The 10,013-nt window shown below is 62.0% G+C and carries 13 protein-coding genes and 1 pseudogene; 9 read left to right on the top strand and 5 right to left on the bottom strand.

Features of this window, described 5'->3' with window-relative positions; all coding sequences use genetic code 11:
* Nucleotides 1–109: 109 nt before the first annotated feature.
* The 5 genes from WA989_RS01890 (at nucleotide 110) to WA989_RS01870 (ending at nucleotide 4,166) form a co-directional block, all read left to right on the top strand.
* Nucleotides 110–1,084: a peptidylprolyl isomerase gene (locus WA989_RS01890; protein ID WP_424338836.1), complete on the top strand. Its 975-nt coding sequence runs from the start codon at nucleotides 110–112 to the stop codon at nucleotides 1,082–1,084.
* Complete coding sequence (argJ, locus tag WA989_RS01885; protein WP_424338835.1) at nucleotides 1,081–2,331, top strand: bifunctional glutamate N-acetyltransferase/amino-acid acetyltransferase ArgJ; 1,251 nt, start codon at nucleotides 1,081–1,083, stop codon at nucleotides 2,329–2,331. The genes WA989_RS01890 and argJ overlap by 4 nt, the downstream gene beginning before the upstream one ends.
* Nucleotides 2,328–2,735, top strand: coding sequence for an 8-oxo-dGTP diphosphatase MutT (gene mutT, locus WA989_RS01880; RefSeq protein WP_424338834.1), 408 nt, complete (start codon nucleotides 2,328–2,330; stop codon nucleotides 2,733–2,735). Before argJ ends, mutT begins: the two co-directional genes overlap by 4 nt.
* Before the next feature lie 7 nt (nucleotides 2,736–2,742).
* Nucleotides 2,743–2,916 carry a Flp family type IVb pilin gene (locus WA989_RS01875; RefSeq protein ID WP_424338833.1) on the top strand — a complete coding sequence of 58 codons (174 nt, stop codon included), beginning with the start codon at nucleotides 2,743–2,745 and terminating at the stop codon, nucleotides 2,914–2,916.
* Nucleotides 2,917–2,990: 74 nt separating this feature from the next.
* The gene (locus tag WA989_RS01870; protein WP_424338832.1) at nucleotides 2,991–4,166 is read left to right on the top strand and encodes an epoxide hydrolase family protein; all 1,176 of its coding nucleotides are present in this window, start codon (nucleotides 2,991–2,993) and stop codon (nucleotides 4,164–4,166) included.
* 2 nt (nucleotides 4,167–4,168) lie between these two features.
* Here the strand turns inward: WA989_RS01870 and WA989_RS01865 are convergent, their stop codons facing one another.
* From WA989_RS01865 to WA989_RS01850, 4 genes are all read right to left on the bottom strand, one after another.
* A complete protein-coding gene (locus tag WA989_RS01865; protein ID WP_424338831.1) occupies nucleotides 4,169–4,471 on the bottom strand; it encodes an aa3-type cytochrome c oxidase subunit IV in 303 nt (100 codons plus the stop codon).
* A 98-nt stretch (nucleotides 4,472–4,569) separates the two neighbouring features.
* Nucleotides 4,570–5,007 carry a DUF1178 family protein gene (locus tag WA989_RS01860; RefSeq protein WP_424338830.1) on the bottom strand — a complete coding sequence of 146 codons (438 nt, stop codon included), beginning with the start codon at nucleotides 5,005–5,007 and terminating at the stop codon, nucleotides 4,570–4,572.
* 25 nt (nucleotides 5,008–5,032) lie between these two features.
* Nucleotides 5,033–5,293: a glutaredoxin 3 gene (grxC, locus tag WA989_RS01855; protein ID WP_424338829.1), complete on the bottom strand. Its 261-nt coding sequence runs from the start codon at nucleotides 5,291–5,293 to the stop codon at nucleotides 5,033–5,035.
* 30 nt (nucleotides 5,294–5,323) lie between these two features.
* Complete coding sequence (locus WA989_RS01850; RefSeq protein ID WP_424338828.1) at nucleotides 5,324–6,094, bottom strand: ComF family protein; 771 nt, start codon at nucleotides 6,092–6,094, stop codon at nucleotides 5,324–5,326.
* Between WA989_RS01850 and WA989_RS01845 the strand changes: the two genes are divergently transcribed.
* From WA989_RS01845 to WA989_RS01835, 3 genes are all read left to right on the top strand, one after another.
* On the top strand, nucleotides 6,093–6,998 hold the full coding sequence (locus tag WA989_RS01845; protein WP_424338827.1) for a methyltransferase domain-containing protein: 906 nt from the start codon (nucleotides 6,093–6,095) through the stop codon (nucleotides 6,996–6,998). The genes WA989_RS01850 and WA989_RS01845 overlap by 2 nt on opposite strands.
* Nucleotides 6,999–7,113: 115 nt before the next feature.
* A complete protein-coding gene (locus WA989_RS01840) occupies nucleotides 7,114–8,034 on the top strand; it encodes a tyrosine recombinase XerC (protein ID WP_424338826.1) in 921 nt (306 codons plus the stop codon).
* Between the two features lie 31 nt (nucleotides 8,035–8,065).
* Nucleotides 8,066–8,449 (top strand): YidH family protein, encoded by a 384-nt coding sequence (locus tag WA989_RS01835; RefSeq protein ID WP_424338825.1) that lies wholly within the window; start codon nucleotides 8,066–8,068, stop codon nucleotides 8,447–8,449.
* Nucleotides 8,450–8,452: 3 nt separating this feature from the next.
* Here the strand turns inward: WA989_RS01835 and WA989_RS01830 are convergent, their stop codons facing one another.
* Nucleotides 8,453–9,307, bottom strand: coding sequence for an SDR family oxidoreductase (locus WA989_RS01830; protein WP_424338824.1), 855 nt, complete (start codon nucleotides 9,305–9,307; stop codon nucleotides 8,453–8,455).
* 161 nt (nucleotides 9,308–9,468) lie between these two features.
* Here WA989_RS01830 and WA989_RS01825 point away from each other — a divergent pair.
* A pseudogene (locus WA989_RS01825) lies at nucleotides 9,469–10,013 on the top strand (hypothetical protein); the annotation flags it as partial.

Below are 10,013 nucleotides of genomic sequence, written 5' to 3'. Positions count from 1 at the left end.
GTGTAGCGCTGGGCAAACTAACCTCTCGACCAGTACCCGCGGGAGACTTAAGAACGCCGCATAAGGGTGTCAATGCGGGCGGCTGTAGCTCAAACACAAGGGAAAACGCATGAACTCCTCCCGGTCTGTATTCATCTGTATCGGTCTTGCCTGCGCGCTCCTGCTCGGTGCGTGCGACAACGACCTGACAAGCCCCGCACGCCGGGCGCCTGTTTTTGATGCCTCGACGGCGGCTGTGGTGAATGGAGAGCCGATCTATATCTCCGACGTGGAGCTTGAAGCGGTTGCCCAGGGCCGCATCGAACCGGGTGAGAATTTCGGACCGGACCATACTGAATACCAGATCGTGCTGGAGCAGCTGATCGACCAGCGTCTGCTCGCCCAGGAAGCGGTTCGCAGAAGCCTTGATCGGACGCCCCAGGCGCAGCGTCGGCTTGAGACGGCGCGCGAACGCCTGCTCGGCAACTTCCTGATGGAAGACCTTGTCGCCAATGAAGTGACCGATGCAGCCATTGACCGGATGTATGACGAGCAGGTGAAGCTGCAGCAGATCGATGATGAGGTCCGCATCCGCCACATCCTGTTCGAGACCCAGGAAGATGCCGCGGCCGTCTTGCCCCGGGCCCGGGCCGGCGAGGATTTCACGGCGCTGGCCTTCGAGTTTTCCAAGGATACGCGCACCCGGCTCGATGGCGGCTCGTTCGGCTGGGTCAGCCCGAATGAGATGATCGATCCGTTCCCGGCAATTATTGCCGATACGACAGAAGGGGAGATTTCAGAGCCGTTCGAGTCCGAACAGGGCTGGCACATCCTCAAGGTCGAACAGCGGCGCACCCGCCCGCCAAAGACCAAGCAGGAAATGCGGCCCGAAATCGTGACCTATCTGACCTTCACGAAGATCAGCGACATCCTGCGCGAACTGCGCGCCAATGCCGAGATCGAGCAGCGCGACGGCGCAGCGCCTCCGATGGCACCGCCCGACCCGGAGGCCATTCTCGATGAGCCGGTCGAAGACACAGCCGGCCCGCAGGACACGCCCGAAACGCGTGCGCCAGCCGAAGACGAAACGCCGACCGAAGAATGAAGCTGACACCATCCCCCTTCGCGCCGGACCGCTTTCCGGACCTTCCGTCTGTCAAAGGCGTGGAGGCCGCCACCGCCTCGCGCGGCTTCTATGAAAAGCGCGGCGCCCTGCGCGACGATGTTTTCCTGTTCGTTTGCCCTGAAGGCACATCAGTAGCCGGGGTGTTCACCCGGTCGACGACCGCATCGGCGGATGTCGACTGGTGCCGCGAGGCGCTGAAGGAAGGCGGCGGGCGCGGGCGGGCGCTGGTCGCGAATGCCGGCAATTCCAATGCTTTCACGGGCAAAGCCGGCGTGCTCAAGAATGAAGCGACCCTCTCGGCGATGACCGGGACGCTGGGCGTAGACAAGGCCGAATGCTTTCTCGCCGCCACAGGCGTGATCGGCGAGCCGCTGCCGGATGCGGCCTATGTCGGCAAGATGCTGCCTGAGCTGAAGGACAAGCTCGGCCCGCCGGACTGGGAAGCCTGCGCGCGCGCCTTCATGACGACAGATACTTTTCCGAAGGGCGCTGGCGCGACCTGCGAGATTGACGGCGTCCCTGTCGCGATTGCAGGCATTCTAAAGGGCTCCGGCATGATCATGCCGAACATGGCGACCATGCTCTGCTATGTCTTCACCGATGCCGCGATCGCGCCCGATGTGCTGGACCGGTTGCTGCGCGACACCGTCGACCCGACGCTGAATTCGGTGACGGTCGACGGCGATACCTCCACCTCCGACACCTGCATGCTGTTTGCAACAGGGGCATCCGGCGCGCCGATGATCGATACGCTGGAAGACCCGCGACTGGACGGCTTTCGCGAGGCCCTGTTCGACGTGTTCCGCGACCTGTCCCATCAGCTGGTCAAGGATGGCGAAGGGGCCTCGAAATTCGTCGAGATCCGCGTTGAAGGCGCCGTCTCTCAGAGCTCGGCAAAGACAATCGGCCTCCACATCGCCAATTCGCCTCTGATCAAGACGGCGATTGCCGCAGGCGACGCAAACTGGGGCCGGATCGTCATGGCGATCGGCAAGTCGCTGGAGCCGATTGCAAAGGATGAGATGCGCATCTGGTTCGCCGATCACCTTGTCGCAGAAGGCGGCATGCGGGCGTCCGGCTATGACGAAGCCCTCGCCACTGCGCATTTCGCGGGCGATCACATCGCCATCCGTGTCGATGTCGCCGCAGGCCGCGATACCTGGACGGTGTGGACCTGCGACCTCACCCACGCCTATGTCGACATCAACGGCGCCTACAGGACGTGAGCGGCAAACTCCTTCTCGTTTCGGCCGCCGCGATCTTCGATAAACAGGGCCGAATCCTTCTGGCGCAGCGCCCTGAGGGCAAACATATGGCGGGCCTCTGGGAGTTTCCGGGCGGCAAGGTCGAAGCCGGCGAGACGCCAGAGGCGGCGCTGGTGCGGGAATTACAGGAAGAGCTGCAGATCAAGGTCGAGGAGGCTGACCTCGACCCGATCAACTTTGCGAGTTTCAATTATCCGGATTTTCACCTTTTAATGCCACTCTTCGCCGTGAGTCACTGGGTCGGCATTCCCACGGCACTTGAAGGGCAGACGCTCGATTGGGTCAGGCCAGCCAACCTCGGTAAGTATCCGGCGCCCCCGGCAGACATCCCGCTCTTCGCGGACCTGGCGGAACGATTTTCATGAGGTGGACATGGTCCGTCATTTCTGGCTGCGTTATATCGGTGACGCCCACGGCGCGACAGCCGTCGAGTACGGTCTGCTGCTTGGCCTCTTGGTGATCGCCATTATTGGCGGGATTGCGGCTGTCGGCGGAGAGACCCACAACAATTTCAATGCCACTGTCGAGGCCTATCCCGACCGGTAAGCGTTCCCCGGCGTCAGATTGACGTCCGTGGCCAGAGTGTCTTTCATCCATCTGTCTAGCGCGAGGATGAGACGATGGCCGAAGTCAGACCCTTCGAAATTTCAGTAGATGAAAGCGTGCTGGACCAGATCCGGTCGCGCGTTGCCGCCTATCGCTGGTTTCCGGCGCCTGAGGCGGGCGGGGACTGGCAGTTTGGCATGTCCACGCCCGCGATGAAGGATCTCCAGGCCTACTGGCTCGAGCAGTATGACTGGCGCGAGGCTGAAAAGGCGCTCAATGCATGGCCGCATTTCAAGGCCGAGATCGACGGGCTCGACATCCATTTCCTGCACATAGTCGGCGAAGCGGAAGGCAAGCGGCCGCTGCTGCTGACGCATGGCTGGCCGGGGTCTTTCTATGAGTTCTACGATGTGATCGGCCCGCTCGCCTATCCATCGCAGCATGGCGGCAAGGCAGAAGACGCGTTCGACCTCGTTATCCCGTCCCTGCCGGGCTATGGATTTTCAGGCAAGCCGGCCTCGCCGCTCGGCCAGCGTGCGACGGCGAAACTGTTCAACACGCTGATGCGCGATGCGCTCGGCTATGACACCTATCTTGCCCAGGGCGGCGACTGGGGCAGCATGGTGACCTCATGGCTCGGCTTCGATCATGCGGCCGGTAGCGGCGATGGCGCATGCCGGGCGATCCACCTCAACATGATGGCGATGCGGCCCAATCCAGCTTTGCCGCAATCGGATGAGGAAAAGTCGTGGCTCGCCTCCAGCCAGGCGGCGATGCAGGCTGAGGGCGCCTATCTCATGCAGCAGGCGACCAAGCCGCAGACGCTTGCCATGGCGCTTATGGATTCGCCGATGGGAACGGCCGCCTGGATCATCGAGAAATTTCATGGCTGGTCAGACCAGACCCGGGGCGAACTGTTCGACATTTTCAGCCGTGACCAGCTCCTGACCAATGTGATGATCTATCTGGTCAATGACGCGATCGCGACCTCTGTCTGGTATTATGCGGCCTTCTTCATGGAGGGCGGGGCCGTCCTGCCGGAAGGCGCGCGCATCGAGGTGCCGACGGGGTTTGCCAACTATCCCGGAGAAACCTACATCGCCGCCCCGCCCAGAAGCTGGGCCGAGCGCGCCTACAACATCACCTACTGGTCAGACATGCGCGAAGGCGGACACTTCGCCGCGATGGAAGTGCCGGACCTGTTCACCGAAGATGTAAGGCAATGGGCGCGAACGCTCGGCCGGACTTGAGCTCAAAGCGCGATTGAGAAGAGCGCAATCAGCAGCTGGATGAACAAGGCGAGACCCGCGAGCGCAATGATCGTGGCGATCCAGGCGCCGCCAAAGCCCATGAACAGGCCAATCGCAATGCCAGCCCCTGCGCTCAGAATAAGGGCAACCAGCCAGTTCAGGCCGATGGACAGGGTGAAGGTCATATAGGCGACGGCGACAAGCAGGATCACGCTGCCCCAGGCGCCTGCTCTCATGAAGGTGGAATACATGCTGCGCTGGGCGTCAACATTCATGTCGCCATGCGTGTAATTGCTCTCGGCCATGTCCGCTCTCCGGTGTCTCTCGTCGATGCCGTTTTTATTCAGACCGCTTCTGGCGTCAAGCGGCCAAGTGGTCGCGGGCTGCGCTTGGGCGCGCGGTGTCAGTTCAGTTTTGACTTGTCCGGCTGCTTTTTTGGCGCAAAGGCGGGCGGGAGCGGCGTGGCAGGTACGCCCTCTTCTTTCAGGGCTTCGCGCTCATCGCCTGTCGTCTCGCCCCAGATCGGGCGATTGTCGCGCTCGCCATAATACATGCTGCGCGCTTCCTCTGCGAAGCCGTCGCCGACATAGTCATAATTCTCGGAGATGTGCTGGCGCGCCTTGGCCGCGAGCTTGCCGAAGACTTTCTCAGGATCGCTGGCACCGGCTTTTTCGGAAGGGCGCACGGAGGGGGCCATGATCTGTTTGCGCACCGATGTGCCCGAACAGGCCGGACAGGTGATCAGGCCTTTGTCCTTCTGCGCCGCGAACCCTTCGGAGGAGGCAAACCAGCCTTCGAAGCCTTCCTCGCAATCGGTACATTCAAGGGCGTAGCGGATCATCTGACCTGGTCCAATTCAGCCTCGCTCAGGCCCCGTTGAGCATTGGATCGAGCTTTCCGGACCGTTCCAGCGCCATCATCTCATCACAGCCACCAATATGTTGCTCGCCGATGAAGATTTGCGGGAATGTCCGGCCGCCATTGGATCTCTGAACCATTTCGGCTTTCGCATCCGGGTCCATGCCGGCGTCGATTTCGGTGAAGTCTGCGCCTTTCTTCTGCAACAGCGAGACCGCTCTTGAGCAGTAAGGGCAGAAGGCGCGCGTATAGATGGTGACTTTTTCCATGGAGTCTCCGGATGGTTTTGCGTGTGCCATCTATATGGTGACGTCGCTCGGCCTGACAACGCGCGCCAGCACAAGCACATCGACACGGGCCGCCTTGCCTCTTTTCAAGGCACGCGTGCAGGCTTTCAGCGTGGCGCCTGTCGTATAGACGTCATCGACGAGCAGGACGCAGCGGCCTTCCACCTGCTCTGCGCGCGACGGCCGGACCTCGAAGGCGTTCCTGACATTGCGGAACCGCTCGCGCGACGACAGCCCGCCTTGTGTCGGGGTTGGCTTGGTCCGCCTGAGCGCATCGGCGCAATAGATAACGCCCGTTTCGCGCGCGACGGCTCCGGCCAGCCAGGCGGACTGGTTAAAGCCGCGGCTGGCAAGGCGGCGATAATGCAGCGGGACAGGGACGATGAGGTCGGAGGCCTCAGAGAGATCGCGGCTCGCCATCTGCATCCAGCGGGCATAGGTGGAAAGGCCTTCCCGGCGGCCTGCGCGTTTCAGGTCGAGCACCAGCTTTCGCGATGTGTCGTCATAGGCAAGCGCAGCGCGGGCCTCCCTCCACCAGGGCGGGTGCGCGGCGCAGGCGGCGCAGAGATTGACCTCGCCGAGATCGCTGTCGAGCGGCAGGGCGCAGGCGCGGCAGCCACTGCCGGCCAGAAAGGTCAGCTTTGCGAAATCAGCAGCGCTGATCAGCCCGTCGCCGCCATGATGATCGCCGGAGACGAGCGAGCGCGACGGCCACACAAAGCGGCCGGCCGACCGCAATCGGGACTTTGCCACGCGCGTCATGCGGTGCATATCGAGGCTCATGACAGCCAGCCCACCCAAGCTCTTTGACGCCGGCCAGGTGCGGATGCACCGCGACCGGGCCGCTCAATCCTTCCAGGACTATGACTTCCTCAAGCGCCGCGAGTCGAGTCAGCTCATCGACCGGCTGGAGGATGTGTCGCGGGATTTCGCGCGCGTGCTGGACCTTGGCAGCCATGACGGGACGGCGGCGGCGATGCTGGCAGCGCACAAGCAGGTCGGATTGGTCGAGGCGGCTGAGAGCTCGGCGGCAATGCGCGCGCTTGTCGAAGCGAAGGGCCTGAAGACGCGCGCCATCGAGGGTGAAACGCTCGGCCTGGCGGACGCCGGGTATGACCTCATCACCAGTGTATTGTCGCTCCACTGGACGAATGACCTGCCCGGTGCGCTGATCCAGATTCGCCAGGCGCTGAAGCCGGATGGGTTGTTTCTTGGCTGTCTTTTCGGGGCGGGAACGCTGGCCGAGTTGCGCACCAGCCTGCTGGAAGCCGAAACCGAGCTGACGGGCGGGGCGACACCCAGGATCTCCCCTCTGCCCGGCTTGCAGGACATGGCGGGCCTGATGCAGCGAACGGGCTTTGCGCTGCCGGTCGTCGACACCGAGCCTGTCACGGTGCGCTATGGCCACCCGTTCAAACTGCTCGCGGACCTGAAAGGCATGGGCGAGCAGGCGGCGTTTGCAGTGAGTGACAAGATGCCCCGCAAGCCCCTGTCGCGGCGGCTTCTGGCGCGAATGGCGGAGATCTATGCCGAACGGTTTGCCGATCCTGATGGCCGGGTGCGGGCGAGCTTCAATGTGATCTGGCTATCGGGTTGGGCTCCGCATGACAGCCAACCCAAACCGCTCAGACCCGGCAGCGCGAAACATTCACTGGCGGATGCTGTGAAGCGGGCGGGTGGAGACTGAAGTGCGCCCAGCGCACCCGCCATGGTGAGCGAAGTCGAACCACAAGGCCGCTGGCGATACATCAAGCGATCCATCAAGTAGAGCCGGGCGAGGCCGCATAAAGCCCCCCTTAACCATGAGCGCCGACACTCCGGGCTTCATGGAAATTCTCTCCGCCTTTCTGGACTATATCGGCCGCGAGCGGCGCATGGCTGCCAATACGGTCGAGGCCTATGGCCATGACCTTGCGAGCTTTTTCGGATTCCTGAATGAGCATCTGGGCGAAGAGGTGGCCATAAAGGCCTTCCGCCATCTGCATGCCAGCGACATTCGCGCCTTCCTCGCCAAGCGGCGGCGCGAGGGCCTGTCGGACGCCTCGATTGCGCGCGTGCTGTCGGCGATCAAGACTTTCTATCACTGGCTCGATAATCATCATGGCATCGACAATCCCGAGATCGCCTTCCTGCGGGGGCCAAAGCGCGGGGCGCGCCTGCCGCGGCCTGTTACAGTCTCTGCTGCGCGCGACATGATTGAAACGGCCGAGGCTTTTGCTGAAGAGCCATGGGTCGCGGCCCGCGATGTGGCTGTGCTGACGCTGCTCTATGGCGGGGGTTTGCGGATCTCCGAAGCGCTGGATCTGAATGGCGACATCAGGCCTGCGCCAGAGCGGCTGCGTGTTACGGGCAAGGGCAACAAGGTTCGGATTGTGCCGCTGATCCCGGCGGTGCGCCAGGCGATGGACGAGTATGCGCGGCTCTGCCCCTACCGGATCGGCAAGGAGACTCCGTTCTTCTATGGGGTGCGCGGAAAACGGCTTCAGCCGGCCATCGTGCAGAAAGGCGTGCAGGTGCTGCGCGGTTCGCTCGGCCTGCCGGAGACCGCGACGCCGCATGCGCTGCGCCACGCCTTTGCGACGCATCTTCTGGCGCATGGCGCCGATCTGCGCGCCATCCAGACCCTGCTCGGCCATGCCAGCCTGTCGACGACGCAGGTCTATACAGGCGTTGATTCAGAGCGTTTGCGGGCCGTCCATGCGAGCGCGCACCCTCGTGGCTGAAACGAAACGCCTTTCCGGCAGTTAATCTGGTATGCCGACGTCGAACGACCTCGCTGAAGAACGCACTGATCTTGCCCAGGACCGCACGGACTGGGCTGAAGACAGGACGATCCTTGCCAATGAGCGGACATTTGCCGGCTGGATGCGCACCGGGCTCGCTTCGGCCGGTCTCGGCCTCGGGTTTCAGGCCATATTTCGCGTGGTCGAGCCGACCTGGCTCGCCAAAAGCGGGGCGAGCCTCTTCCTCGCCATTGCAGTCATCGTGTTCTGGCTGGCGCAGGGCAAAGCGTCCAATCTGGCCGACCGTATGGATTCCCACGCGGCGACGCCCATGGGCCATTCAAACTTTCGCCTGATTGCCTTTCTCTTTATCGCAGGCACGATCACGCTTGGCGTGACCCTCTGGTTTCTTTGACGCTCAGTCCTTCTTTTCGATACCGAAGCGTTTGGCCATGATGCTGTCGACCCAGCGCTTGGGGAGCCGGGTCGGGATGGTCCAGTTGGTCAGCTTGTCGGGCACCGGCGCGTAGCGAGCCTTCGGGCTGTCGTCCGAAAGGGCCTCTTCGATCGTTTCGCCGATGACTTTCGGCTCTAGGCCCTCGCGTCCGCCTTTCAGCATGACGTCGGCGAACTTTTCGATCGGCTTTGCCCAGACCGTGTTGGCATAGGGCTCATTCCTGTTCATGTCCTCGGCCTTGTCCCATATCGGCGTCTTCACCGAGCCCGGGCCGATGGCGATCGCGTCGATGCCATAGATGAGAAGCTCGCGCCTGAAGCTGTCGGTGATCGCCTCAACGGCATGCTTGGTCGCCGCATAGGCGCCGAGGAACGGGGCGGAAAGGCGCCCGCCGACAGAGGTAATGTTGACGATACGGCCGGGATCGCCTGAGCGGCTTTCATCCATGCCGAGCAGCGGCAGGAAGGCCTGCGTCGTGCGCATCAGACCGAAGACGTTGACCTCGAAATGCTGTTCGAACTGGTCCATGGGCTGGAGCGCGAGCGGGCCCATATTGGCGATGCCGGCATTGTTGACGAGACCGTCGAGTTTCCGGCCTTCCAGCGCTTTTGACACCGCCGCGACGGCAGCCTTCACCTGATCGGGTTTGGCAACGTCGAGGATGATCGGATGGATGGTGGAATGGGCTTTTTTCAGCGGATCGCCATCGGAATGCTTGCGCACGCCGGCAAAGACTTTCCAGCCCTTGCCAGCGAGGTGTTCGGCGGCGGCGCGGCCGATGCCGCTCGAGGCGCCCGTGATGACGACGGTTTTCATTATTGTTGGTGCTCCAGATGAGTAAGGGTGCGCTTTGCGACATTGTTTCCGTCTTTAAGCTATGCGCGCACAGCGAGAAGTCGACAACCTAAGCGTAAAGTATTGTTAAGTAAGGATATTTAACAGATTTCGCCTAGCCTGGCGAGATGAGGAATATCACTTTGATCCTGGCCGCCGGCGTGCTGGCCGCAACATCTGCTTACCTCTTCCTGCCGGCGGAAAGCCGGGGAGGAGAGTTTGCTCCCGTGTCCGGTCTGGTCATGATTGCGCATGCGGGCGGGGGACTGGAGAGCGGCACTTATTCAAACGCGCGCGAAGCTTTCGATGCCTCTGTAGAGCGCGGTTTTGAATATATCGAGGCCGATTTCAACTGGACGCAAAATGGCGACCTTGTGCTCATGCATGACTGGCAGGAGCAGTATCGCGACTGGTTCACGCCATTTGAACGTTTGCCGTCTTTCATTGATCTTTCGAGTGCCAGCGGAGCGAAGTCTGCCGCCGCGTTTCGAGCCCAAAGAATGCGCGATGACCTTACCCCTATGGCCCTTCACGATCTGGGGGCGTGGATGGATCAGAACGCTGACATCTCCATCATCACGGACGTCAAGGGGCGCAATCTGGCCGGTCTTGCGAAGATTGGCGAAGACCTTGAGCGCCACAAGAACCGGTTTATTCCCCAGATATATTCTCCCGATGAGTACGACGA

The sequence above is a fragment of the Henriciella sp. genome, from assembly GCF_049649345.1.
In the GTDB taxonomy this organism is placed as follows: Bacteria; Pseudomonadota; Alphaproteobacteria; order Caulobacterales; family Hyphomonadaceae; genus Henriciella.
Note: the sequence above shows the minus strand (reverse complement) of the source record. Positions and strands in the feature narration are given on the sequence as shown.

Excerpts from the sequence above, each read along its gene's own strand:
- WA989_RS01865 (WP_424338831.1), bottom strand. The coding sequence starts at position 4,471 with ATGGCCGAGAGCAATTACACGCATGGCGACATGAATGTTGACGCCCAG.
- argJ (WP_424338835.1), top strand. The coding sequence starts at position 1,081 with ATGAAGCTGACACCATCCCCCTTCGCGCCGGACCGCTTTCCGGACCTT.
- WA989_RS01840 (WP_424338826.1), top strand. The coding sequence starts at position 7,114 with ATGAGCGCCGACACTCCGGGCTTCATGGAAATTCTCTCCGCCTTTCTG.
- WA989_RS01830 (WP_424338824.1), bottom strand. The coding sequence starts at position 9,307 with ATGAAAACCGTCGTCATCACGGGCGCCTCGAGCGGCATCGGCCGCGCC.
- WA989_RS01845 (WP_424338827.1), top strand. The coding sequence starts at position 6,093 with ATGACAGCCAGCCCACCCAAGCTCTTTGACGCCGGCCAGGTGCGGATG.
- grxC (WP_424338829.1), bottom strand. The coding sequence starts at position 5,293 with ATGGAAAAAGTCACCATCTATACGCGCGCCTTCTGCCCTTACTGCTCA.
- WA989_RS01860 (WP_424338830.1), bottom strand. The coding sequence starts at position 5,007 with ATGATCCGCTACGCCCTTGAATGTACCGATTGCGAGGAAGGCTTCGAA.
- WA989_RS01890 (WP_424338836.1), top strand. The coding sequence starts at position 110 with ATGAACTCCTCCCGGTCTGTATTCATCTGTATCGGTCTTGCCTGCGCG.
- WA989_RS01875 (WP_424338833.1), top strand. The coding sequence starts at position 2,743 with ATGGTCCGTCATTTCTGGCTGCGTTATATCGGTGACGCCCACGGCGCG.
- WA989_RS01835 (WP_424338825.1), top strand. The coding sequence starts at position 8,066 with ATGCCGACGTCGAACGACCTCGCTGAAGAACGCACTGATCTTGCCCAG.
- WA989_RS01850 (WP_424338828.1), bottom strand. The coding sequence starts at position 6,094 with ATGAGCCTCGATATGCACCGCATGACGCGCGTGGCAAAGTCCCGATTG.
- WA989_RS01870 (WP_424338832.1), top strand. The coding sequence starts at position 2,991 with ATGGCCGAAGTCAGACCCTTCGAAATTTCAGTAGATGAAAGCGTGCTG.